The following is a 24390-nucleotide window of genomic DNA, read 5'->3' as shown; positions in this document are numbered from 1 at the left end:
TTCGAATCCAGGTGCCGCTATTTTGTTTTTCCCTTTTCACACACACATAACACGCTCCGAAAGCATGAAGGCCGCGAATTTTCCGCAAGCCCTCACGCAATGGAGTCATCATCAAAACACCGCGCGGATACCCCTAGCTTTAGCTATGAGGAGGACGCGCGCTACTTTATTTTTTACTTTTTCTCTCTTAAAATTCTTACATATGTTTAGCAATAGGCGTTCTGTAACAGGAACGTATAAAAATACACAACGGTCTTAGAGCCGTTCCGGGCTGGTATGTCGCCCTTGCGATTTCCGCATAAAAATTGCCCAAACATGAGGCGGGGGAGTAAGCCGTAAAAAGTAAGCGGATAGGCTTTAGGGTCTTACTCACATTTTCCCGTCATAATGCCGCTGAAAGTCAAGCAATTCTCTCACCTCGGCAACTTTGCACGGAGTCATGTGGGCGAGGGAGTTCCGTATTGTCCGCAATAATGAGACATACTCGGCAAGCATTACGTCAACATTCTTTATCAGGTTGGACTTGCAGAGAATGTGAAACAGCCCGCCTATGTCGAGGTCTTCAGGGTCTGTTACCGTTTTTCCGTCGCTCTGAGTCATCGGGAAGCCCTGCGATTCCATCCATGAGAGCGCAAATTTTATCCGCCCGAACAATTCAGAGTCCCCCCGCAGAATTTTCACACGCGCAATTTCGATCATCGGGAAAAATATTTGTACCTGCGCCATCCATATGCGAGTCATTATTTCCGTCTCATCATGGCCGGATTTCCCGCCGTCAGCAAAATTCAGAGCGTCAAAAGGCTCAATCGCCGTGAAATCTGCCGAACGTATTAACCTCTCTGCTGTCTCTGCGTCTGCCCCGCATAGCATCGCCGACAGTGCCGCAATATAATCCTTCCACGCCTGCGAGTATTCCGGCCTCCTGTAAGTCTCAGCGTCAAGCAGAAACGATGTGAATATCCTAGTGTCATATGCCCCGGCGTAATCCGCGAAATTAACCGCCCTCATCCGCCCCGCAGGAAGTATGTCATTCGCCGTGTCAATGATGAATAATCCCGTGTCAGAAGATGTCGACTCATACCGCGAGCAGAAATTCACCCAGTCAGAAACCTGCGCTTTGTCCCGGAAATTATGCAGCCAGAAAATATGATTGCACAGCAGATTATTCCGCAAAAAATATTCCTGCGCCGTGTAAAGCCGACTGCGATATTTCCGCCCGATGTCATAGCGTGAAAGCAGGAAGTCTTCAGCCGTCCCGGAGCATTCCGACTCAGCGTCAATCACCGTAATGTACACATCTCCGCCGGAAATCTCCTCGCGTATTATCCCCCTCATTCGGTCAGGCCACGGGGTAAAGTCAGGCACTCCCAGTATGACGTTATAGCCCTCTGAGAGTGCGCCAACAGTGTCGGCAATCATCGCTGAAGGCCCGGTAATGTTGCGCCACCAGAAATTTTCGGGGCTGAAATTCGCCGCGGTCATTCGCCAGTCCTCAGCACCGAGTCTTCATCCGGCCATATCGATTTTATGAACGACTGACGGCGGAATCTGTAGCTGCCATTTTCGAGTCGGCTCAATATTCCCATGTCGGACATCTCCCGGAGTATAGCGTCATACGAGTCGTAGCTCTCGCCCGTCATGCACTGAGTCAAACCTGCGTCAGCCTCGGCGATCTCGTTCACGCTGTAGCCACGGAACGCCCCGGAAGTTTCGCCCCCTCCGATGTAATAGAGATAGGCTATGCACTGTCCCAGCATGAAATATTTATCGAGGCTCAGGGATAACCGCAATGTCTGCGCGGCGGCCTCGTTCAATTCCTGGGAGGCTATGACGCTTCCGAGAAGTGAGTCGTCAGCCGAAAAAGGCGGGGAAATTTCTTCTGTCCCGGAATTGGCGCAACGCTCCGTGAATTTCTCAAGCAATGTATACCCGAAATACTGAATGACTCCCGGGTAATAGTTCGTGGCGGTCAATATCGTCTCCAAATGCCTCTCAGGGTCAATCCGAAAGCCTATATATTCGAGCGGCTCAAGCAGGAGTCTCTGCGCCTCAAACGGGGACAAAGGACGAATGCACAGTGCCGTACCCAATTGCCCAAGGGGATTATTGTCGGCGGCGGAATTTTTCGCCCTCATTACGTTATGGAGTCCCGCAAGAACGAATCGGAACTTGTTGCGCGTCGAGTTTCGCAGGTTCACAAGCGGGCGCAATGGCTCATAGTTTGCTTCACGGATTGAGTCAAGGAATGCGTCTGCCTCGTCAAGCAGTAGCATGAATGACTCGGCTTTCCTGTCAGCAATAAGAGCGGCTATATTCTCGCACATTGCCTGAAGTGTATTGCTGTCATCGCGGAGGAGTCCGGGAATTTTCGCGTTCACGTTGCGGATAATGTTGGCGGTGAACTCGGACTCATTGTAGCCTTCCTGAAATGATTGCTTCAGGCCGTTGACCGTCAAATCATTGTAGACGGCAAATTTCAGCTTCTCCGGCTGATGTTCGAGAGTCTCGGCGCGTTTAAGGAGTGATGTTTTTCCGAGCTGGCGGCCTCCGTAGACGATTGATGACCCTTCCGGGCTTCGTATGTCGGCTAATTCCCGCTCCCTGCCGTAGAACATTTCCGGCGCAACGTAGCCGCTTCCTTTCGTGAACGGTATGCATGACGTGTACGGCAGTGTGCACTGTAACATGACGGAAAAGCGGTTCCCCGTGTCCTGTAACGTGAGGAACAATGCTAATACCCTGTCGATGAGGAGAAAATATTTGTCCTGCCTGTCGTGAGTCCTGAAGGCTTTTGCGTACTGGCTGCGCTCGGTGAGGCTCACATGATAGTCCATGATGAGAATTGACGCGCCCGGCTCGCGCTCCATGACTGACGACACAATTTTTTCGGGAGTCCCTGAGCCGTAAAGCACAATGACATTCAGCGACTCCAGTTTTGTGCCGAATTTCGCGATCGGGTGAGGGCAAATTCTGCCGTCATTGCGCTTGATTTTCACGGTGAAAAATTCCATGTTGGACTCTGTTCCGTCCTTCTTCACGCTGTCTTCTGAGGGGTCAGCCGTGAATCCCAGCCCGGTAACAAGTGCGCGAATCTGTTCGGGAGTCGTGTAGCCGAGTCCTGACGGCCAGTTGTCGATTATGGCGGTGCGTTCGTCTTTGAGCTTCCGAGTCAGCCCGGCCCATTCCGCCGGAGGATTCGACTCAATGTAGGAGCGTCCGAAATTCTTTAGTGCCTTCTCCTTGTTCCCCGGCTTCTTGCACTCGCCGTAAATCTCCGGGAATTTCTCCATAAACTTGCTGAATGCGTCAATCTCTGTGCGCTCCGTCCGAATGTCCGCAACCGTCAGACCCATAGCCCTAGCCGACTCGCACCTGCTGAAGAGAGACTCGGCGGCGTTGAGACTGCCATTAACGGCAAGGGACATGGCCGTGTCGAGGTCTTCAGGGTATCCGGGCATTTCGCGCTTGGGATTCTTGTCGTGGTAGTACGCCATCCGCTCAAATATCGCGTCAGTCAGCACAGCCTGCCGGGACATATATACGTCTTCCGCCTGATGTCTGATTGCGTCAAGAAACTGCCGCCAGCACCCGAAATCACCGAGTGCAAGAATCGAGTCATTCTCATTGATTAACGCCTTGAAGGTCTCTGCGTCATCCTCTGAGATTCGCCCGAATGCGTAATCCGTCATGATCTGTAGCCTGAAATCTTCCGTGAATTTCTCGGCGGACTCTCTCGCCCTCTTCCCGTCATCGCCCAAATCTGTATCACGCCCCTGAATCTTTCTGATGATTTCGAGCTGGTGCAAGTTCTCGAACATCGGCGACTCATCGTCATACAGTATTTTCCGCCCGGCCTCCTCAAGAGTCAGGCGGGGGGCATTCAGGAAGCGGACGACATTCCGCAGAGGCTCATAATATTTCACGTCCTTCATTCCGAGAACGGGCAAATTGTCCGAGTCAAGCGGGATTATTCCGTTTGTCAGCAATACCGCGAAATATACCGGCTCAGGCTGACAGGTCAGCTTACGGCGTATACTGTCAAGCGTCATAATGACAACCGATTTTCCAGCCATGCCTGAAAGTTTCTGCATTGCGTCATCAGCCAGGGCTAAAATCTCGTCCCTTGCGGCGGTCAGTGCGTCCGTGTCGAAATTCCGCGACTCTGAGTCCTTCACGGCAAGCCATTTCTGCATTATCGCGAGTCTGACATATGCGGCTCTGATTACGCCCGTGCGGAGATGTGAAATCAGAGGGCTTAATTTTCCGGGCATAACGCTTTTTTCGCGCCACACTTCCGCCCATTTCGTGTCGATTAAGTCCTTCATTTTCTCGCCTGACATTTTCTCGCTCGTGTCGTAATATTTATCCACAAAGGCGCGGACTCTCTCAGTCCCGGACGAGTCATCATCGGCAACTGTCTTCAGGCACGAATATATTTCCCCAGCCGGGCCGAAAAATTCCCGTGTGAAAAACGGCAGCAGCTTCATGTCCTTGTTGAACGCAGGAACGTTAAGCAGGCTTTCGGCTTCTGACTTTATCCGCGACAAAATTCCGCTGTCATTCTCTTTTCTGTTTGCTGACTCAAGGAACGCCGCAGGAAATTCGCTGTACCGCCTGAAAAACTCGCAAACCCGCGCAAAAATTTTCTTTGTCTCACGGTAGGACGGGAAAAACACGCCGTAATTGTCGTTGAGTTCGTCCGCCCTCCGTTTAAGCTCGAAATCAGAATACGGCATTTCAGGGAACATCATCCCGCCCAAATACGCCGACAGCATTAGCCCTTCCGACACAGTATCACCCGCCAGCGAGTCCGGGAAAATAGCTGAGAGATTCGCCCCGGTGTATTCCGGCGAGTCTGGCAATACAGGCGCGGCCATGTCGAGACGTGAGAAAAGCCCGGCGCATTCCGCGTAACCCTGAGTGAGTGAGGCGGCCTTAGCGGTGATTATTGCGCTGGCTATTGACGGGTACGGGATTTCGTCATTCCCGCAGTCTGTATCATTGAGCATTGCGCGTATTTCGGTCAGCAGGTCAGAATCAGACGGAAGCGGAATCATGCCGGACTCGGAGTCTTCCGGGACTGGCTCGGATTCTGTCGCTGTGATTTCGGGAGCTGACTCGGATTCTTGCGCTGTAATTTCGGGGGCTGACTCGGCCTCTTCCCGCGAAATTTCCGGGACGTGTTCGGGCTGTGAGTCATGGCCGGGTTCATCGTCGCCAAAGTCAAAACCGAGCTGGTAATACGATTCCTCCGGGGCTGAGTCGGAGTCAGAGTCATCTTCCGGCGGAGTAATCTCACAGAGTCCCCTGTGAAGAGTCTTACCCGCGACAAAAATACGCTCCCTCAATGCCGGGTCAAGCGTCATAAGTTCGGCGTTTATCTTTTCGGGAGGGTCGACAGCCGCCATCAATATATCATCATCAGGGAAAGCCGCGGCAGTCTTTCGGGCTTCTTCTGCTGACGGAACAACCCTGCACTTGTACTCGTTCCCCTCATAGAACACAGGTGCTATAGCCTTGCCCGGAGCGCATTTAACGCCGTCAAGAATCCGCGTGTACCTGTCTCGGTCAGCCATGTACAGCACTGAGGCAAGATATGTCTGCACATAGTAGTTATTGCACATGATCCCGACGGCTTCATTCTCTGGGAGTCCGTCATCAGCGGAGTACAGGAAATTTCCCGGAGCAAGCCCCGTGAAAGTTTTGCGGACATCCTTTTTGGCCAGAGAGTCGCACATCCATTTTGTGAGGCAGAAAATATCCTTGTCAGCCATTCGGAATGAGGCGATAGCTTTCCTGCGCTCCAGCCATTCGATGACTCCCCGTGCCGCTTCAGCGTAATCGGGGGAATCTGTCGACAACTTTTCGCGGATATATTCCTGCCTTTCGCTGTCGTCCTTTATGTGCCACGCCCTGTAGAACACTCCGAACCCGAATACCTGATCAAGCGTCAAGACTCCGTAATGCATAAAGATATTCAGAAGGTCGCGAATCTCAAGCATTGCTTCTTTTCCCATGGCGCGGGAGTTCCTGATTATTTCCTCCCTGAAGGCTTTTGCCCCGGCTTTTTTGGGCTTTATGGGCGTGTTAGGGGGGATGATATTTCCCGTGTCATTCGGAATTTCTGCGGGGGCGGCCTGAACCGGAGACTCCTGCGCGACTCTTTGCGGCTCCGGGGACTCCTTCAGCTTTTGGGACTCATGGGACTTTTGCGGCTCTGCGGACTCTTTCGGGGGGGCTGGCTTTGTGCTTTCCCCGTCAATATAGTAATGATTCGATGTGAGTCCGACAACAGTCATCGGCGGAAATACTTTCGTCAGCTCCTCAGCGTTTGAGATGTTCCCCTCTGTGAGTTCCTGGTCAAGCATGGCGATAAATTTCTGGTACTTCAACGACTCATTCAGTGCTGACTTTTTCGCGCTGCCCGTGAGATTCTGAGTCTCCATTTTCTGAAGCAGCTTTGAGGCTTTCTCCTGCGACGGCCTTATGTGATTGCTGAACGCCTCCATTGATGAGCGAATCTGAATGAAGCGGCGCAGGTCTTCTTTTGCTGTCTCGACTGTCTCATTAAGCCCGGCTGTTATTGCGCGTAATTCTGAGACGGATAACTCTTTCTGCAACAATTCTGTATCTGTTGACTCTGACGCTATGAGAGAGCAAATATTCTCGTACAGTTGCCGCAGACCCTTCAGGGATGAAAATAGCTGTGAGATTTCTGTCCCGCTTGGTGAATAACCGCCGTCAATTTTCCCGGCAGCCTCATGAAGAATTTTCCCGGCAGCCTCAGAGAGTCCCGCGAATTTATCAAGCTCGCTGTAAATCTGCTGCTGTATGTCCGGCATATCAAGACTCCTTTCTTTGTGGGTATGGCAAAATTCTAAACACTAAAGCCCAAAAAGTGAATAGTGTATAATTACGGGTAAATTCAGCGCAGACAAAGGACAAAGGAGTGATGACACATGCTAGGCGATTATACATGGGACGTAATCGAGAAGGAGTCGGAGTGCCTCGCGCAAAGATTCCAGGCCGTAAGCAAGAACGTAGCCAACGCAAACACACCCGGCTATGCCCGGCATAATGTCTCGTTTGAGGATCAAATGCGCGAAGTCATGGAGCAGGGCAGGAAACTTCACATGACAGTAACAGACCCCGGGCATATTCCCTCGCACCCGCTCAAGATTAAGGACGTTCACGCCGCTGACACGAAAATAATGGATGAGCAGTATCGGCTTGACCTGAACAATGTAGACCCCGAAAGAGAAATGGCGGTGCTTGCCGAGACGCGGATGATGTACACGGGCTTCATGAGGATAGCCGCCAGCAAGCTCACAACCCTGAAATCTGTAATAGCCGGAAGGTGATGTATCATGAAAATTTTTGACAGCCTCGAAGTCGCAGGAAGCTCACTGACCGCCCACCGCTTGTGGATGGACACAATATCGTCGAACCTCGCCAACATAAACACTACACGAACGAAAGCAGGAGGCCCCTACAAGCGGAGAGTTCCTGTTTTCGCGGAAATGCTCGATAACACATTAGGCGGGTATCACGACATAGGAGGAGTCCGCGTTCTTGGGATAAGTGAAGATCAGGGCGCGCCGAGAATGGCATATCAGCCAGATCACCCGGACGCGAATGAAGAAGGCTATGTAGCGTACCCGAATGTTAATCTTGTGCGTGAGATGACGGACATGTTAGTGGCGAGCCGTGCATATGAGGCAAATTTGAGCGTTGTTACGACAGGGCGCGATATGTGGAACGGTGCGCTTGACGTAATGAGGGGATAACTTTCACCCTGCGAAAATCACCCCCCTTCCGCTGTCGCTCCCTTCCCCCTTGGCAGGTTCACCCCTTTGTTTCGCTCCGCGAAAATCACCCCCCTGTATCCCCCCTTGGCAGGGGGGACGAGGGATTCGCCCATGTTCTTGCCTCCACTGCGTAAGGGGAGGTGTCCGAAGGACGGAGGGGTCGCAAACCCTGCGAAAGGCGCGGGCAGGGAGGGGGTGCCGTAGGGTCGGAGAAATTATAGGGATAAAAATTTTCCCGGAGGATTCATTTCTGAGTCTTCCGGGAATTTTTGTTATTTGCGTCTTCCTGTTGACGTTACGACAAATCGCTGTATGCATATGAACAGTAACAGCAATAATCCCGTCGCAATTTTTCCCCACCATGAGAGAAGATTACCGTTGAACGTAATCAGGGCAGGTATTACAGACTTCAATAACACGCCGAAAAGAGTCCCTATCATGTAGCCGACTCCGCCCGTCAGCAACGTACCGCCTATTACTGCACACGTAATCACCTCAAGTTCACCGCCCTGCAATGACAGATTCCAGCCGCTTTTGACGTAGAGCGCGTAGCTTATCCCCGCCAAAACTGAGCACAGCCCGTTGAAGCCGTACACCAAAACTTTTGTGCGTCCTACAGGGAGTCCCATCAATGAGGCTGACTGCTCGTTGCCCCCGATGGCGTAGATGTTGCGCCCGAATCTTGTACGCTGCAATATGAATGCACCGATAAGAATCATCACGAGGAAAAGTATCACGTTGAAATTCACGAACGCAATCGGCTTTATTCGTACCCATTTCCCGTCAGCAAACTTCATGAGATAAATTTTCCAGCTTGCAAGAGCGTCAAACATTGGGTGATGAATGTCGATTGACTCCCGGCTAATCAGTGAGCATACTCCCCGCGCTAGGAACATTCCCGTTAATGTCGTGATAAACGGAGGAACATTGAGATAGTGAATCACCCATCCCATGAGAAGCCCTAATCCGACTCCCATCACTAACGCCGCAAAAATGCAGGTCATCGGGTGAAGGTGCAGTACCGTTGTCCCGTAAGCGATAAACATTCCCGTTAATGACGCGACAGCACCGACCGACAAATCAATTCCGCCCGTGATAAGTACCATTGTCATGCCTACAGCGGAGATACCGAAATATGCGTTGTCAATGAAGAGATTGACGAACGTCCGCACAGTGAGGAAGCCTTTATCACCGTAGAGCATTCCCCCCGCGGCGTAAATCACGAGGAAGATTCCTATTGTCGCGTAAACCATTATGTATTTGGGATTCGTGAGACGGGCAAAGAGTGATTGTTTCTTGCTCATGACTTAGCACCTGCCCTTCTCATGGCCGCGCGTCTGGCAAAATATTTCCTCACCGGCTCAGACTGCAACACTATAACTACAGCGATGATTAACGCTTTGAATGCCATCGTTGCTTCCGCGACAATCCCGAAATAGTACACGAACGTTACAATCGTGCGAATGATGAGAGAGCCTATCACCGTTCCTGCGAGGCTGAAGCGTCCCCCGGCCATGTTAGTGCCTCCGATGACGACCGCTAATATTGCGTCCATCTCGAAATTAAGCCCGGCATTGTTGGAGTCGTTCGACATTATACGGCTTGAGTATATGAGTCCGGCAATCCCCGACAAGAGTCCCGTTATCATGAAGACAAGAAGAATGACATTCCCGGCCTTTATGCCTGATAGACGGCTTGCGCTCGGATTGACTCCGACACTTTCAACGAACGCCCCGAAAGCTGTTTTTCTCGTGAACAATGCAACCGCTACAACAACGATTATTGTTATGATTATCGGCATGGGCAGACAGAGAAAACTTCCCTGACCTATTACCCTGAACGGAGAATAGCCCGTAGTGAATTGCTTTCCGTCCGTGAGAATCTGAGCGACTCCCCTTCCGCATACCATTAGAATCAATGTCGCGATTATCGGCTGAATACCTCCCTTTGCGACTAAGAAGCCGTTAAACAGTCCCATTAACGCGCACACGATTAACGGCACAGCGATAACGAGAATATACGGGTAAACGGTGTAATCTCCGGGCGTTGTGTAGGTGAGAACGTCCCAGCGCAAAAACTTCAAAGCAATAGCTCCCGCAACTGCGACCAATGCGCCGACAGAAAGATCCGTACCGCCCAGCGCGATAACGAGAGTCATACCCATTGAGATTATTGTGATTTCGGCTGAACGGTTCACGATGTCTATCAAGCTACCGTAAAGCATTCCCGTTGAAGGCTGATAGCTTATGCTGAAGAAGTCCGGCCTTATGATGAAGCAGACGAGGAGAATTAATGCCTCAGCGATTACAGCCCATGTTACTTTTGACTGCATGAGTCCCGAAAGGTCAAAACGTTTCCCGGCCATGTTACGCAGCTCCTTCCGCAATGATTCGCAATATGTCCTGCTGTGTGCAAGACTCGCCGTCAACCTCTGCGACTTTTGCCCGGTCTCTCATGATGATTATCCTGTTTGAGCACCGTATTATTTCGTCAAGCTCCGAGCTAATGAAGATGACGGAGACTCCCTCCCCGCACATTTCGAGCATGAGCCGCTGAATTTCCGCCTTTGCTCCGATGTCGATTCCGCGTGTGGGTTCGTCAAGTATTAACACTTTCGGACTCGCCGCCATCCACCGCGCAAGAATCACTTTCTGCTGATTGCCCCCGGATAATTCGCCGGCTTTCTTCTCGCAGTCAGGTGTAGCGATTCCCAATAACTTTATGTACTTGTCTGCTAATTCGGTCTGCTCTTGTCGCGTCATTGGGTGCATGAATCCTTTGCGTGATTGAACGGCAAGCATTATGTTTTCTCGTATCGACAAATCGCCGATTATGCCGTCGCGCTTGCGGTCTTCCGGGCAGAATGCAATCTCAGATTTTATCGCGTCAAAAGGAGTCTTAATGCTGACATTCTGACCGTCAACAAAAATTTCACCGTGAACAGCACGCGATGCCCCGAACAACATTTCAGCCGTCTCAGTTCTTCCGCTTCCCAAGAGTCCCGCAAAGCCGATTAATTCTCCCTTCTTGAGAGTAATTGATATGTCATTGATTCGCGAGGAGTCCCCGATATGTTCGGCCTTTAACATTATGGGCGCGTCTGGTGAAACGTCTGCGCGTTTGAGGCTGAATATCACGTCCATGTCCTTGCCTACCATTTTCGTAACAAGCTCAACTTTTCCCAGCTCGTTAATGTCGTAAGTCCCCACTAAATGACCGTTACGCAAAATCGTCATCCTGTCCGAAACCGCGTAAATCTGATCAAGAAAGTGTGTTATGAAAATTATTCCCATTCCTGACGCTTTAAGCTCGCGCATTACGGAGAAAAGCAGCTGCACTTCATTCTCATCAAGTGAGCTTGTCGGCTCATCGAGAATCAAAATTTTTGCCTGAACGTCAACGGCTCTTGCTATTGCTGTCATCTGCTGGATTGCTGTCGAGTAATACGACAACGGGCGAGTCACGTCAATATCAAGATGGAATCGGGACATTAATTCTTCTGCCCTGCGGTTAATTTCCTTCCAGTCGATTTGATTGTGCTTCATTGGCTGACGGCCGACAAAAATATTTTCTGCCACACTCAAATTAGGACACAAATTTACTTCCTGAAACACCGTAGAGATTCCGAGCTGCATTGCGTCATAGGGGCCGGAAGGGTTGATTTCTTTTCCGTCAAGAAGAATCACGCCGGAGTCTTTGCGGTTTACTCCGTTGATACATTTGATGAGGGTAGATTTTCCCGCGCCGTTCTCGCCTAGAAGGGAATGAATTTCTCCCTCCCTCAGCGAGAAGTCAACGCCGTCAAGAGCCTTAACTCCCGGAAATTCTATCGTTATCCCCCTCATTTCTAGGATATTTTTCCCCGGCAAATTAATTCCCTCCCTACTTGATTACTTTCAGGGCTTTGCGGTCAATCGTCAGCGCAACAAAAATCAGGAACACGACTCCTTTAATCAATTGCTGAGTCGCCGACTCGAATCCGAGCATGACGAGTCCATTATTCAGAACCGTATACATTAATGTGCCGACAACGATATTCGAGAATCTCACCTTTGCCCCGCCCGTAATCGGAAGCCCTCCGAGAACTAGCGAGATTAATATTTGCGTCTCAAGCTGATTCCCTGCTGTCGATGTTATAGAGCCTACTTTGATTACGTTGACGAAAGCGGCGAGTCCCGTCAAAGCTCCGGCAGCAACAAACGCGAGAAATTTTACTTTGTCCGTGCGGACTCCTGAGAATTTCGCGGCAGTTTCTCCCGAACCTACAGCCTTAACATCATTTCCGATTCGCGTAAACTTGAAGAGGAAAAACGCAACAACAAGCACAGCGATTGTTATTCCGATTTTGAGGTTGTCGCTGTCGAGTGCCTTAATCGCCGCTGAAGCAGGGATTGCCGTCTCTGTCGTGAAGTAAGCGCAGACTCCTCTGAATAAATACATCGTGCAAATCGTAACAATGAAGCTCTGCAATCTGAATTTCACGTGAAAGAATCCATTCACCGCGCCGATAGCCGCGCCCGTCAGAATGCCGCCGATAATCGCGAGCGGAATATTGTAGAACGAAAGCACCGACACAACGATTGACGCAACACCGAGAGTCGAACCCTCCGTGAAGTCGATTGAGCCGAGAGTCATAACGAAAAATACTCCCGTCGCGACAATCATCGGGTAATATACCTGTGAGAGGAGAAGCCGTAACCTTTTCGGCTGCATTATCCGCCCGTCCGTCAAATAATACATCGCGCCGAGTATCACAACAAGCCCGATAAACGGCAATAACCCTTTGAACGTATCACTGTCGAGAAACGCAGAAAGTTTTGACTGATTCATATCGTCATTTCTTGCCATAATTTTCACCGCCTAAACCATTTTCGCGATTAAGTCCTCTTCACTTAGGGACTCGCTCCGCATAAATTCGCCGTTGATTCTGCCGTCCTTCATGATGAGTATTCTGTCGGACATTCCTAGCAATTCGGGGATTTCCTCGCTAATCATGATGATGGATTTCCCCTGCGCTGTAAGCTCCTGCATTAGGGCGTAGATTGCCTGCTTCACTTTTACGTCAATTCCGCGAGTCGGTGAGTCAAGCACAAGAATGTCGCTGCCCTTTCCGAGCCACCGCGCTAACACAACTTTTTGCTTGTTCCCGCCGGACAAGTCCGAAATGAATTGATTGATACCCTGCATTTTCGTCTGCATTTTGTCGGCGAACTCCTGCGCGAATCGATTCAGCTTTCCCGCTTTAAGTATGTGATTCTCGGCGAGGTCATCAAGCGACGGAAGGACGATATTATTTCTGATTGACTCGTTGAGGATGATTGACTCGTTGTCGCGGTCTTTCGAGGCATAACCGATTGAATGATGTATAGCTGTCGGAATGTCGTTAATCTGAGTCCCGTCAGCAAGCGTTACAGTTCCTTCCCTGTCGAGAGACGCACCGAATACGGCCTTTCCTGCCTCGTGCATTCCGCATTCTGAGAGTCCGCCAAAGCCTAATATTTCTCCCCTGTGAAGCTCAAAGCTGACATTCTCAATTTGCCCGGGCACTGTAACATTCTTCACACTCAGCACAACTTCAGGCGATATAGTTTTGCCGTAATCTGTCCTGTAATACGCGCTTCCGATTTCGCGGCCTACCATGAGGCGTTTAATGTCGTCCTCGTTCACGTCTTTTGCGTTTACGGTGTCGATATATTCGCCGTCCCTGAGAATCGAAATTGTGTCGCAGTGAGTCAATATCTCGTTCAAGTCGTGGCTGATGAAAATTACGCTCCTTCCGTCAGCACGAACAGCGTCAATAATCTTGTAGAGTTCGAGTCGCCCGTTCTGTGAAAGCGCGGTTGTTGTCTCGTCAACGATTAAGATTTTCGGCTTCATGTACGTTGCCTTGACGATCTCAACTAATTTCCTGTCCTCAAAGTTATAGCTGTCGATCATCGCGCCCGCTTTGATGTTTGTGAATCCGTACTCGTCAAGAAGTTTCTGACCCTCGCGAATCATTGCCGGAGTGTTTTTAATTCCGTGATTCATGAACGGCTCTTCATGGCCGAGAAATATATTCTCAGCTACAGTGAGTCCCGAAAGAGTCCCCATCTCCTGAACGATGATTGAGACTCCGAGTCTGTTCGCCTCAACCTGATTGCGGACGTTCACGGGCTGGCCGTCAAGCGTGAAAGTTCCCCCGCCTATCGTGTAGATACCGCAAAGCATTTGGCAGAAGGTAGATTTTCCGCTTCCATTCTCGCCGATTAACGCGCGAATTTCCCCGGCGTAAACGTCAATGCTTACATCATTAACCGCGTGAGTGATTCCGAATCTCTTGTCGATGTGTTCAGCCTTGAGGAGAATTTTTTTGTCTGACATTTTCCCCGCCTCCTTACTTTACGACAGAGCCGCGCCCGCCGCGAGCCGTCAGAGTTACGATTGCGAGAAGTGCCGCGCCTGTAACAACATTCTGTATTGTCGTGGGCGCACCGAGTGCCACAAAGCCGTTGAAGATTATCGCGATGATAAATTCTCCGATGACGATTGCGCTAATCGGATTGCCGTATTTCCTGAAAGCAACGCCGAAGAACGTACCCATTAACGGCTGAAAGTTTCGGCTCATTGTTGACATTCCGGTTAATGCTGTCATTGTCGTACCGTATGAGACTGTGAGGATTGCCATGATTCCCACAAAGAAATGAAGAAGCGCGAATCCTATGAGCTTGTATTTCTTGACATCGATTCCCATATTCTTGGCGGTAAATTCATTTGAGCCGATAGCGTTGCAGTATGTTCCGATTCGGGTATAGTTGAGAATGAACCACATTAACGCAAACGCAAGAGCCGCTAGAATGATGTTGCCCGGTGCGCCCGAAAAGAACCGTAATTCAGGTGCTAACGTCTGCTTTACTCCGCCCGCCGCGAAAACCGCAACGCTCTCAAGAATGAGCATGATACCGACAGTAACAATCATTGACGGGACATTGAGCTTGTTATACAGGAAGCCGATTATGATTCCGATTACTGTACCGCAGCCGAGACAGCCGAGAATGAATCCCGGATAGCCGAGCTTCTCAGAGAGAATGACTCCTACGATTGACGACAGCACGATGTTTGCGCCGACAGCGAAATCAAACAGTCCCATCACGACAATGAAATACAATCCGCAGCCGCCGACAGAGTAAATGATTGACGACTGGAAATAGGAGAAAAGATTATCGGGGCTTCCGAAATTCGAGGGCGTAAGGAATTTGAAGATGGCGTAAAAGAAGATGACCATTGCCGCAAGAATCATGAAGCCGAAAAATCGCGAGTTTCTGAAACCTTGCATGATTAATTCACATCCTTATGTCAACAAAAAAAACAGAGCCGGAATTTTTTGGGACTCCGACTCTGCACATGCCATAATTACAGCCTACTTTGCGTGGCGCGATACAACGTCTTCAACCGAAAGTTTAGCGCAGGCCGCCGCGAGATCATCATAGCTCATCTCAGCGAGGGCTTTAATCTCGTCCGCGTTGTAGGGGAGCTGATCGCCGGTGAAATATTTTGCGTAGTTCTCGTAGTCTTCAGGGGAAGCAACGTACATATACGGGAAGACCATATCATGAAATCCCGTTGTGCTGGGTTCATATTTTCCGCGCACTGTGTTGTAGACCATGAGGAACGCGAAGAAAGGATCTGCGTAATGACCGCCGGACTCAGCCGCCATTGCTCCGCTCTTGAGTTTTGCGTCAAGATCGGGAAGGAAGTCTGTTGAGACGACAGCAATTTTACCCGTGAGACCTTTTGCTTCAATGGCCGCGATTGCTCCGAGAAGTGTATCACCGCCGCCGCCCGCAACTATGAGCGCGTCAATGTCCGGGTTCGCGTCAATGATTGCCTCTGCTGTTGCGCGTCCTGTGTCTGTCGTTGTGCGTCCGTACTGAGGATCAAGCAGCACTACTTTGTCGTCAGGGTGCGCTGCGTTCCATTCCTCGACTCCTGCCTTGTAGCCTGCCCAGCGTCCCAAGAATGTAGCATCGCCCGGTTCCCATCCCTCAAGGCCGATTTTCCTGCAGCCCTTCTGACCCGCGAGAATGAGTACTAACGTTTTGCCGTTGTCGAACTCTGACTCATGCACTGCGCCGACATAGTATTTTGACTCTACTGCCTGCTTGTATTCCTCCGGGTTAGTGTTTTTGTCGATTGAGCGGAAGAACTGAGCTACGTAGACTTCATTCTCATCGCAAGTTTTGATGACTGATCCCATTTCGGCGGAAGCACTGTTGCAGATGATTATTCCGTCGCACCCGGCAAGGGCTAATGTCTCTGCGCTTGATGTTACCTGCTCTGAGATATGCGCCTGGTCAACCCACTGAGTCTCAACTCCGAGGGCTTTTGCGGCCGCGTCAATCATTCTTTTGCACTCACTGCCGAGAGTGTCTGTTGATGACCATATCGAGATTCCGATTTTGATGGGTGCCGCGAACACTGCCGGAGCTGCCGAGAAAATCATTGATACTGCGAGTAATAATGCGACTGCTTTTTTCATGATACGAATTTTTCCTCCTGCTGAATTAATATCTGCGCTGTGAAATTACGTCAGCGGCTTTCACTGATTTCACTGACCCTAAATCGATTCCGCCGTCTGTGTCAAATACGCCCTCTTCAGGGTGAATGACTTGCTTGCTGAACTTCTCGCCTTTTTCGAGTCCCTCAATTGTGGGAACGACAAACGCGCCGTAAAGCGGTGTGCATTCAACCGTGCAATTCATTTCTCCCGCTACAATCGCGTCAAAAGCGGCCTTCACTGAGTCGCACCCGACAATGATAATATCTTTTCCCGGGACTTTTCCGGCGGCTTTGATTGCGTCAATCGCTCCGAGTGCCATATCATCATTCTGTGCGATGAGGACATCAATTTTCGGGATTGACTTTAGCCAGCTCTCCATGACGGCTTGACCTTCAGCGCGTGTGAAGTTTCCTGACTGCTGTCCGACAAGTTTCAAGTGCGGATACTCTTTGAGGGCTTTAAGGTTGCCTTCCGTGCGTCCTGTTTGCGCGCTTGCTCCCGTAGTGCCTTCCATGATTACGATGTTTACATCTTCATCACCGCGTCCGGCTTTCTTGAGGTATTCGCCTGCCCACGCTACCTGCCTTCTACCCTCTTCAACGAAATCACCGCCGAACGCTGCAACGTAGTCGATTTTGTCCGCGCAGTCGGGGATTCTGTCGATGAGTAACAGCGGTATTTCGGCCTCGTTGACTTCCTTCAATACCTCGTCCCAGCCCGTAGACACAACGCCCGTGAAGAGTATGTAGTCTACATCCTGTGTGATAAAGTTGCGGAGTGCTTTGATCTGATTCTCCTGCTTCTGCTGGCCGTCATCGTAGACGAGCTTCCATCCCGGATGATTCTCGATTGCCGAGCGTAAGTCGTCAGTGTTGGCTGTTCTCCAATCGGACTCCTGCCCAATCTGTGAGAAAGCAATCACGACATCTTTGGCACTCGCCGCCGAGACGCAGACGAGAAGCACAAGCGCAAGGGTGAAACATAAAACTTTCTTCATGAGAAAATTTCCCTCCGTTTATGAAATTGTGAATTGTATAATTGAAGTGTAAAAATCCTACAACAAACGCGAAAAAATTTCAATTTGTGAAAGGGCTGATTTGATGACGGAAAAAACTTTGTTCGGCGTTCTTGCTGACGGAAGGAAAGTTTACGCATACACGCTCAAAGATGAGTCCGGGCAGAGCGTTGTTATGTCTGAATACGGCTGTGCGATTCTTGAGATTAACGTTTTCGGGAATGACGGCCAGCTTCATGATGTGGCACTCGGTTATGATTCGCTGTCTGAATATGTGAATGACAAGTGCAATTTCGGCGTTACGGTGGGAAGATATGCGAACAGAATCGCGGGGGGAAAATTCACGCTTAACGGCATAAAGTACAGGCTCCCCCGGAATGACGGACGCAACACTCTTCACGGAGGCTTTCAGGGATTCGGGAAACGTGTCTTTGACTCGGAGTGCGAGAATGACGCAGTAATCTTCACGCTGTACAGCCTTGATCTTGACGAGGGATTCCCGGGAAATTTCGTGCTGAAGGTGAGAGTCTCATTCACGGCGGGGCGGCTAAGGATGGATTACGATTATGTTTGCGACAAGGACACGCCCGCGAGCATCACCAATCACAATTACTTCAACTTAAACGGGCATGGCCGGGGGACGATTCTGAATCACTATGTTCATATCAACGCGGAAAAATATTGCCGGGCAAATGATGAGTTACTTGCGCTCGCACCGTGTGTTAATGTCGAGGGGACTCCGTTCGATTTCAGGAGCGGGAAAAAGATTGCTGACGGCGTGAACACATATTCGCCGGAACTCATCAGCGCGGGGGGAGGGTATGACCATTGTTTTGCGGTTGACGGAAACGGAAAAGCCGCTGAAGCCGTGAGCGATGTTACGGGGATAAAACTTGAAGTATATTCCGACATGCCCGCAATGCAGTTTTACACGGGGAATCAGATCGGCCATGTTCGCGGGAAAAACGGAGCGATCTACAACAGCTTTGACGGTTTCGCGATGGAGTGCCAGAAATTTCCCAACGCAATAAATGAGCCGTCCTTCCCCGATTGTGTCATCAAGGCAGGACAGCCCGAAAAATCATATATCGAGTACCGTTTCAGCCGCTAGTTTTTCTGCCCGTAATATGCATTCGGCCCGTGCTTTCGGAGATAGTGCTTATCCTGCACATACTGCGGGGCTTCGGGAGCATGGGCGGAAATGTTCACGGTGTACATTGCCATTTTCGCGACTTCCTCAAGAACGACAGCATGATACACAGCCTGAGCCGCGTTTTTCCCCCATGTGAAAGGCCCGTGAGAGCGGCATATCACCCCCGGCACCGCAAGAGGGTCTAATTTGCGCTCCGTGAAGGTCTCTGCGATAACCTTCCCCGTGTTCAGCTCGTAATCTTCATCGACTTCCTGAGCCGTTAAATTTCTCGTGCATGGTACAGCGCCGTAGAAGTAATCCGCGTGTGTCGTTCCGTAGCAGGGAATATCGCGCCCTGCCTGCGCCCAGGCTACAGCGTGAGGGCTGTGGGTGTGGACGATCCCGCCGAGGCCGGGAAATGTCCTGTACAGCTCAACATGAGTCTTTGTGTCGGATGACGGATTCATGTTCCCTTCAACAATCCTGCAATCCATATCGACAATTACGAGATTTTCCGGCGTGAGGTCTTCATATTCGACTCCTGACGGCTTAATGACTACGAGTCCCTTTTCGCGGTCAATCCCGGAGACATTGCCCCATGTGTAGACGACAAGCCCGCGCTTAGGCAGCTCCATGTTGGCGCGGTAAACTTCCTCGCGTAATTCCTTCAGTATCATGATTACTTCAGCTTCCACGCAAGATCGGCAAGGAATAAATCACGCTCTAGGCTTTCGGGCGTTGTGTCTTTGCCGATGTGGACGAACTCAATATCCATAATCCGCGCCCAGTCCTTTATCATTTCCGCGTCAGCGTCATAGCTCAGTGTAGTGTGATGTGCGCCGCCTGCAAGAATCCAGCACTCGATTCCCTTCTTGAGGTCGGGAAGAGCCTTCCACATTACGCGGGCAACGGGCAAATTCGGCATTGGCATAATCGGCTTCACGCACTCTATATCCTGGCAGATTAGGCGCAGTCTTCCGCCCATGTCAACAAGACTCACCGCAACCGCTTTCCCTTCGCGCCCCTCAAAAACGAGTCTGGCGGGGTCTTCCCTGTCTCCGATTCCGAGCGGGTGAACCTCAATGCGGGGTCTTCCTGCCGCTACTGACGGGCAAACTTCAAGCATGTGCGCTCCGAGACTGTACTCGTTTCCGGGGACAAGGTGATACGTATAGTCCTCCATGAACGCCGAGCCGCCTTTGAGTCCCTGAGTCATGAACTTGATTATTGCTGTCATGGCCGCGACCTTCCAATCACCTTCCGCGCCGTAGCCGTAGCCAGTCGCAAGCAAATGCTGAGTCGCAATTCCCGGTAACTGTCTCATGCCGTACAAATCCTGAAATGTGTTCGAGAACGCGCAACAGCCTTCAGCGTCTAACATCTTCTTCATGGCAATCTCTTCCCGCGCCTGATAGCGTATTGCCTCAATGTTATCCGTTGCGATTTCGTAGAGGGACTCATATTCTTTCATGAGCGCGTCAATTTCTGAGTCTGTTACGGCGTTCATGATTTCGACGAGTTTCCCGACTGCCCATGTGTTGACCTGCCAGCCGAGTTTTGTCTGAACTTCTACTTTGTCGCCTTCTGTTACTGCAACTTCTCTCATGTTGTCCCCGAAACGCATAACCTTTAACGTTTTGGAGAACTCAGCCCCGGCGGCACTCCTCATCCAATGGCCTAACCTTTTCTGAATGTCCGCGTCCTGCCAGAATCCCGCGATAATTTTGCGGGGTGCTCTGAGCCTTGCGCCTATGAATCCGTGCTCACGGTCTCCATGCGCCGCCTGATTCAGATTCATGAAGTCCATATCGATCTCATCATTCGGAATTTCGCGGTTGTACTGTGTCGCAAAGTGGCACCACGCCTTCTGAAGGTGAGCGAGTCCGTTGATCCACATTTTTGACGGGCTGAAAGTGTGGCACCACGTAATAATCCCCGCGCATTTCTTGTCATAATTTGCCTCGCGGATAACGTCTGAGATTTCCGCGTTTGTCTTGGCTGTAACCTTGTAGATTATTTTGCAGGGGAGATTGCCGGAGGCGTTGAGGGTGTCGGCCATTTCCTGGGCGCGTTTTGCTACGGTTTCGAGAACTTCCGGGCCGTAGAGATACTGACTCCCTACGACAAACCAGAACTCGTAATCTTTCAGGTTCATGATAAATTTCTCCTTCTTGATGTGCTTTTGTGAGGATGGCTAATAGTATACCGCCTCAGAAAAATTTTTGTGATAATATTTCGGCTTAATACAAACTTTCACGGAGATGATTCCCAATGGACAATAATCCTTTCACCGATGACTATATCGCAAACCTTCTCGGCGGATGGTCATCGGGCGTAAATGTTTACTCTGTAATGTTCCGTATAGCCCTCGTGATAATTCTTGCGTCAATAATCGGCTGGGAGCGTTCGAGCAAAAGACATTCAGCGGGCTTGCGGACGTTCATTATTGCGTCAATGGGCTGCGCGGTTTCGGCCATGATTGACTCGTGCGTTATGGCCGTCAGCCAAAGCAATATCCCGATAATTTCGGCGGCGGCTGTTGTGTCTGTGGCAATGTTGAGCGGTAACTCAATATTATTCAGCTCACGGAGTCAGATAAAGGGCCTCACGACATCGGCGGGGCTGTGGGCCTGCGGTATTGTGGGACTCGCAATAGGGTGCGGGCTGTACACAATCGGCATAGCGTCATTCACCGCGCTGATATTCTGTATATCGCAATTGCCGAAAGCTGAAGTGATTCTCAAAGACCGCTCCAATCATTTCGAGCTTCATTTAGAGCTGCGGAACAGCTATAACCTTCAAGATTTTGTTACGACGATTCGCCGCTTAGGGATGATGATTGACGACATAGAGTCAAATCCTGCCTATGCAAATTCGGGTCTTAGCGTGTACTCGGTCTCAATCTCAATAAGCGACTCGGACTTCAGGAAGTACAAGAGCCATAATGATATTATTGAGGCATTGCGGTCGCTCGATTATATTCACTATATCGAGGAAATGAGCTAGAATATTCGCAAAATCCACACGCAAAAGGAGATATATTTTCATATGCAGATTGCCATAACCAAGAATCCGCACCCCGGAAAAATGCCGCCTGAAAACGAGCTTGGCTTCGGAAAAATCTTCACCGACCATATGTTCATCATGGACTACACCGACTCGGAGAAATGGCACAATCCGCGCATAGTTCCCTACGGCCCGTTGTCGCTCATGCCGTCAGGGGACGGAATACAGTACGCCAATACAGTTTTCGAGGGAATGAAGGCATACCGCTGGGCGGACGGGTCAATACACCTTTTCAGGCCGGGCGAGAACGCCAAGCGAATCAACGTGTCAGCCGAAAGAATCGGACTCCCTCAGATTCCCAACGATATATTTCTTGAGGCAGTCCGGGAGCTTGTGAGGATTGATTCTTCATGGGTGCCTTCAAGCGAGGGGACATCGTTATACATTCGCCCGTTCATTTTTGCGACTGACGAGGAATTAGCCCTCCACGGAATCCACAAGGCTATATTCGTGATAATTCTTTCCCCTAGCGCGAGTTATTTTGCTGAGGGAATCAAGCCCGTGAAAATCATGCTTGAGACTGAGGACGTAAGAGCGGTGCGCGGCGGGACAGGCTATACGAAATGCGGAGGGAATTACGCCGCCTCCAACCGCGCCGGAGACAGGGCAATGGAGAAAGGATATTCGCAGGTCTTGTGGCTTGACGGGGTACACCGCAAATACATTGAGGAAGTCGGAGCAATGAATGTAATGTTCAAGATTCGCGGGACAGTCGTAACACCATCTCTTGAGAACGGCTCAATCCTCAGCGGAATCACGCGCAAATCCTGCCTTGAAGTATTGCGGCACTGGGGAGTCCCTGCTGAAGAAAGGCTGCTGAGTGTTGACGAGCTTATGTCAGCGGCTGAGGACGGCGGACTTGAGGAGGCATTCGGTACAGGAACGGCGGCTGTAATTTCACCGATCGGGGAGCTTTTCTACAACGGGAAAAAGTACACCGTCAACAATTTCGAGATAGGCGAGACCGCGCAGAAACTTTACGACGAATTGACCGGAATACAGTGGGGGAAGCGGCCTGATCCGTTCGGCTGGACGGAATGCGTTTAATCCTTCCGACATTCGCGAAACTGAACCTAACACTGCGCGTTGTGGGCAAGCGTTCGGACGGCTATCACAATCTCGTGTCGACATTCATGAAGATACCTTCCGGGGATGTGCTGTACATTTCGGAGTCGACAGCGGGAATCGACATCGTGAGCGCAAATATTCCGCTGAAGGGTGAAAATATCGTAGCCAAAGCCCTGCGGGTTGCCCGTGAGGAAGGCTTCAAGATTCCGCCTCTCAATGTGAAGATACACAAGAGCATTCCGCCCGGCTCAGGACTCGGAGCGGGTTCGGGGAATGCCGCGGCGGTGCTGATATTGTTCGGTGCAGAGAGAGTTGCGGCCAAAGTCGGAGCTGATGTGCCGTTCCTTTGTTCGGGGAATAAATTTGCGCTTGTGTCGGGAATCGGGGATCACATAGAGCCGGTGAAGACTCACGAAATTCACGGGGTAATAGCGATTCCGAACTGGGAGACGGAAACGAAATCGGCCTACGCTGAACTTGACGCACTCGGCTACGAGGTCGGAATAATGCTCGCCCGGACTGAGGCGCGGGATATATATTACGCCAACGCCGGACGGAAAGTCGGACTTCTCCCGAATGATTTTCTGAAAGTGCTGACCAAGAAGCACCCGAAATATAACGAGCTTTTCCGCATGTTTGAGACTGCTGATGCTGACTGCTGGGGCGTAACAGGCTCCGGGAGCGCGGCATTTGCGGTGCTGAAAGAGTCCGTGAAATTCTCGTGGCCTTCTTACGTGAAGCACGTGCTGTATTTCTAGCGGCTGAACGGATTCCTCCTGAGCGTTAACTGCCCGGGAGGAATTTTTTTATGCGCGGAAGGAATTCGGGTTTTATCTCGAACGGGAACAGCGACAGAAGTTCGGCGTAATCAATTTTTCCCGGCCTCCATTTGTCTTTTGCCCTCAATATGTCATCAAAATTGAAACCCTCGTAAAGTTTCATGCTGCTCATGTCGTGCTTGCCTATAGACTCGTAGAAGTCCCTGAACTTGAAGCTCCAGTCAGGGCTTGTATGGAAAAATCCTGTCCTGTGGTCGCTGAACTCAACCCATAAGCACGGAACGTTATATGTCTCCGAGACAATCACGCCGTGCAGGGACTCCGACATCACAAAATCGCTTCCCGCAATTTCGTCAATAATATCTGTCCACTTGTCATAAGCTGTCATTGTTATCGCTCTGCAATGATATTTTTCCTGAAGCTCTGTCAGCGGGGCATTGTGTCTGTTATGCGCGTAAGTTCTCCTGTGCGGAATGACCAGCATATGATTTTGTTTTTTTCTGGACGGTGAATAGAAGACAGGAAGAAGCATGGCGGGATCGCCGTATTTTTCCGGGCAGTCAAAGCCTTTCTGGATTAATGCCTGGCGTGTAAGAGGGCCTCTCACGCTGATTATTTTCTCTGGAGTTCCTCTTACTTTCAGTGAGCCTTCGATCAAGCCGGAGCCGTACACAACAGCTTTGTACTGGCTGTAGAAACTCAGCACGCTTCCAATCATTGAATAATGCTTTATCGGAAAAGCATAATCCATGAGGACTACTTTCCTGCCTGTTATGAACTCTATGAAATACTTGTTTAGCTCATCTCCCCAGTTGTATGGGAGGACAGTTTCAAATTTTTTTCTCTTGACTCAGCTTCTTGTGAAGATTACATCGTGAGTAAAGAAATTTCTAATTAGGTAGAAAAGCACATAAAGCGTATTAAACGAAAAGAGATGTCGCAGTCTTTTGGCAAAACGGCAGATTCTCTCCGTAGTCCGTAGT

19 protein-coding genes are annotated in these 24390 nt (G+C 50.4%); 6 read left to right on the top strand and 13 right to left on the bottom strand.

What is annotated here, in order from left to right:
* Positions 1-369 precede the first annotated feature (369 nt).
* Complete coding sequence (locus IKQ95_07490) at positions 370-1482, bottom strand: hypothetical protein (protein MBR4196536.1); 1113 nt, start codon at positions 1480-1482, stop codon at positions 370-372.
* The gene (locus IKQ95_07485) at positions 1479-6842 is read right to left on the bottom strand and encodes an AAA family ATPase (GenBank protein ID MBR4196535.1); all 5364 of its coding nucleotides are present in this window, start codon (positions 6840-6842) and stop codon (positions 1479-1481) included. The genes IKQ95_07490 and IKQ95_07485 overlap by 4 nt, the downstream gene beginning before the upstream one ends.
* A gap of 117 nt (positions 6843-6959) precedes the next feature.
* Between IKQ95_07485 and flgB the strand changes: the two genes are divergently transcribed.
* Together flgB and flgC are read left to right on the top strand one after the other, a co-directional pair.
* On the top strand, positions 6960-7361 hold the full coding sequence (gene flgB, locus IKQ95_07480) for a flagellar basal body rod protein FlgB (protein MBR4196534.1): 402 nt from the start codon (positions 6960-6962) through the stop codon (positions 7359-7361).
* Positions 7362-7367: 6 nt separating this feature from the next.
* The gene (flgC, locus tag IKQ95_07475; GenBank protein MBR4196533.1) at positions 7368-7787 is read left to right on the top strand and encodes a flagellar basal body rod protein FlgC; all 420 of its coding nucleotides are present in this window, start codon (positions 7368-7370) and stop codon (positions 7785-7787) included.
* A 293-nt stretch (positions 7788-8080) separates the two neighbouring features.
* Here flgC and IKQ95_07470 read toward each other — a convergent pair whose 3' ends face one another.
* From IKQ95_07470 to IKQ95_07435, 8 genes are all read right to left on the bottom strand, one after another.
* The gene (locus IKQ95_07470) at positions 8081-9112 is read right to left on the bottom strand and encodes a hypothetical protein (protein ID MBR4196532.1); all 1032 of its coding nucleotides are present in this window, start codon (positions 9110-9112) and stop codon (positions 8081-8083) included.
* Entirely contained in the window at positions 9109-10173 is a 1065-nt protein-coding gene (locus IKQ95_07465) for an ABC transporter permease (GenBank protein ID MBR4196531.1), read from the bottom strand. The genes IKQ95_07470 and IKQ95_07465 overlap by 4 nt, the downstream gene beginning before the upstream one ends.
* A 1-nt stretch (position 10174) precedes the next feature.
* The gene (locus IKQ95_07460) at positions 10175-11677 is read right to left on the bottom strand and encodes a sugar ABC transporter ATP-binding protein (GenBank protein ID MBR4196530.1); all 1503 of its coding nucleotides are present in this window, start codon (positions 11675-11677) and stop codon (positions 10175-10177) included.
* 13 nt (positions 11678-11690) lie between these two features.
* A complete protein-coding gene (locus tag IKQ95_07455) occupies positions 11691-12656 on the bottom strand; it encodes an ABC transporter permease (protein ID MBR4196529.1) in 966 nt (321 codons plus the stop codon).
* Between the two features lie 12 nt (positions 12657-12668).
* Positions 12669-14171: a sugar ABC transporter ATP-binding protein gene (locus tag IKQ95_07450; GenBank protein MBR4196528.1), complete on the bottom strand. Its 1503-nt coding sequence runs from the start codon at positions 14169-14171 to the stop codon at positions 12669-12671.
* Between the two features lie 13 nt (positions 14172-14184).
* Positions 14185-15123, bottom strand: a complete 939-nt coding sequence (locus IKQ95_07445) for a hypothetical protein (protein MBR4196527.1) — start codon at positions 15121-15123, stop codon at positions 14185-14187.
* A gap of 84 nt (positions 15124-15207) precedes the next feature.
* A complete protein-coding gene (locus IKQ95_07440) occupies positions 15208-16326 on the bottom strand; it encodes a sugar ABC transporter substrate-binding protein (GenBank protein MBR4196526.1) in 1119 nt (372 codons plus the stop codon).
* Between the two features lie 25 nt (positions 16327-16351).
* Positions 16352-17344 (bottom strand): ABC transporter substrate-binding protein, encoded by a 993-nt coding sequence (locus tag IKQ95_07435; protein MBR4196525.1) that lies wholly within the window; start codon positions 17342-17344, stop codon positions 16352-16354.
* 103 nt (positions 17345-17447) lie between these two features.
* Between IKQ95_07435 and IKQ95_07430 the strand changes: the two genes are divergently transcribed.
* Positions 17448-18473 carry a galactose mutarotase gene (locus tag IKQ95_07430; GenBank protein ID MBR4196524.1) on the top strand — a complete coding sequence of 342 codons (1026 nt, stop codon included), beginning with the start codon at positions 17448-17450 and terminating at the stop codon, positions 18471-18473.
* Here IKQ95_07430 and IKQ95_07425 read toward each other — a convergent pair.
* On the bottom strand, positions 18470-19165 hold the full coding sequence (locus IKQ95_07425) for an L-ribulose-5-phosphate 4-epimerase (protein ID MBR4196523.1): 696 nt from the start codon (positions 19163-19165) through the stop codon (positions 18470-18472). The two genes, IKQ95_07430 and IKQ95_07425, sit on opposite strands and share 4 nt — an antisense overlap.
* 8 nt (positions 19166-19173) lie before the next feature.
* Positions 19174-20649 (bottom strand): L-arabinose isomerase, encoded by a 1476-nt coding sequence (gene araA, locus IKQ95_07420; protein ID MBR4196522.1) that lies wholly within the window; start codon positions 20647-20649, stop codon positions 19174-19176.
* 116 nt (positions 20650-20765) lie between these two features.
* On the opposite strand from araA, the gene IKQ95_07415 reads away from it, so the two are divergent.
* Genes IKQ95_07415 through IKQ95_07405 form a run of 3 tightly spaced genes read left to right on the top strand, consistent with a single transcriptional unit; the run spans position 20766 to position 23386 of the window.
* Entirely contained in the window at positions 20766-21500 is a 735-nt protein-coding gene (locus tag IKQ95_07415) for an MgtC/SapB family protein (GenBank protein ID MBR4196521.1), read from the top strand.
* A 42-nt stretch (positions 21501-21542) separates the two neighbouring features.
* Positions 21543-22607: a branched-chain amino acid aminotransferase gene (locus IKQ95_07410; GenBank protein MBR4196520.1), complete on the top strand. Its 1065-nt coding sequence runs from the start codon at positions 21543-21545 to the stop codon at positions 22605-22607.
* Positions 22598-23386: a 4-diphosphocytidyl-2C-methyl-D-erythritol kinase gene (locus IKQ95_07405; GenBank protein ID MBR4196519.1), complete on the top strand. Its 789-nt coding sequence runs from the start codon at positions 22598-22600 to the stop codon at positions 23384-23386. The genes IKQ95_07410 and IKQ95_07405 overlap by 10 nt, the downstream gene beginning before the upstream one ends.
* Positions 23387-23411: 25 nt before the next feature.
* Here IKQ95_07405 and IKQ95_07400 read toward each other — a convergent pair whose 3' ends face one another.
* Complete coding sequence (locus IKQ95_07400; protein MBR4196518.1) at positions 23412-24158, bottom strand: polysaccharide pyruvyl transferase family protein; 747 nt, start codon at positions 24156-24158, stop codon at positions 23412-23414.
* Positions 24159-24390: the final 232 nt, after the last annotated feature.

This window comes from Synergistaceae bacterium, from assembly GCA_017540085.1.
Classification (GTDB): Bacteria; Synergistota; Synergistia; order Synergistales; family Aminobacteriaceae; genus JAFUXM01.
The sequence above is the reverse complement of the archived record's forward strand: the minus strand, read 5'-3'. Positions and strand labels throughout refer to the sequence as shown.

Coding starts and splice junctions, on each gene's coding strand:
- IKQ95_07490 (MBR4196536.1), bottom strand. CDS start 1,482: ATGACCGCGGCGAATTTCAGCCCCGAAAATTTCTGGTGGCGCAACATT.
- IKQ95_07485 (MBR4196535.1), bottom strand. CDS start 6,842: ATGCCGGACATACAGCAGCAGATTTACAGCGAGCTTGATAAATTCGCG.
- flgB (MBR4196534.1), top strand. CDS start 6,960: ATGCTAGGCGATTATACATGGGACGTAATCGAGAAGGAGTCGGAGTGC.
- flgC (MBR4196533.1), top strand. CDS start 7,368: ATGAAAATTTTTGACAGCCTCGAAGTCGCAGGAAGCTCACTGACCGCC.
- IKQ95_07470 (MBR4196532.1), bottom strand. CDS start 9,112: ATGAGCAAGAAACAATCACTCTTTGCCCGTCTCACGAATCCCAAATAC.
- IKQ95_07465 (MBR4196531.1), bottom strand. CDS start 10,173: ATGGCCGGGAAACGTTTTGACCTTTCGGGACTCATGCAGTCAAAAGTA.
- IKQ95_07455 (MBR4196529.1), bottom strand. CDS start 12,656: ATGGCAAGAAATGACGATATGAATCAGTCAAAACTTTCTGCGTTTCTC.
- IKQ95_07450 (MBR4196528.1), bottom strand. CDS start 14,171: ATGTCAGACAAAAAAATTCTCCTCAAGGCTGAACACATCGACAAGAGA.
- IKQ95_07445 (MBR4196527.1), bottom strand. CDS start 15,123: ATGCAAGGTTTCAGAAACTCGCGATTTTTCGGCTTCATGATTCTTGCG.
- IKQ95_07440 (MBR4196526.1), bottom strand. CDS start 16,326: ATGAAAAAAGCAGTCGCATTATTACTCGCAGTATCAATGATTTTCTCG.
- IKQ95_07435 (MBR4196525.1), bottom strand. CDS start 17,344: ATGAAGAAAGTTTTATGTTTCACCCTTGCGCTTGTGCTTCTCGTCTGC.
- IKQ95_07430 (MBR4196524.1), top strand. CDS start 17,448: ATGACGGAAAAAACTTTGTTCGGCGTTCTTGCTGACGGAAGGAAAGTT.
- araA (MBR4196522.1), bottom strand. CDS start 20,649: ATGAACCTGAAAGATTACGAGTTCTGGTTTGTCGTAGGGAGTCAGTAT.
- IKQ95_07415 (MBR4196521.1), top strand. CDS start 20,766: ATGGACAATAATCCTTTCACCGATGACTATATCGCAAACCTTCTCGGC.
- IKQ95_07410 (MBR4196520.1), top strand. CDS start 21,543: ATGCAGATTGCCATAACCAAGAATCCGCACCCCGGAAAAATGCCGCCT.
- IKQ95_07405 (MBR4196519.1), top strand. CDS start 22,598: ATGCGTTTAATCCTTCCGACATTCGCGAAACTGAACCTAACACTGCGC.
- IKQ95_07400 (MBR4196518.1), bottom strand. CDS start 24,158: ATGGATTATGCTTTTCCGATAAAGCATTATTCAATGATTGGAAGCGTG.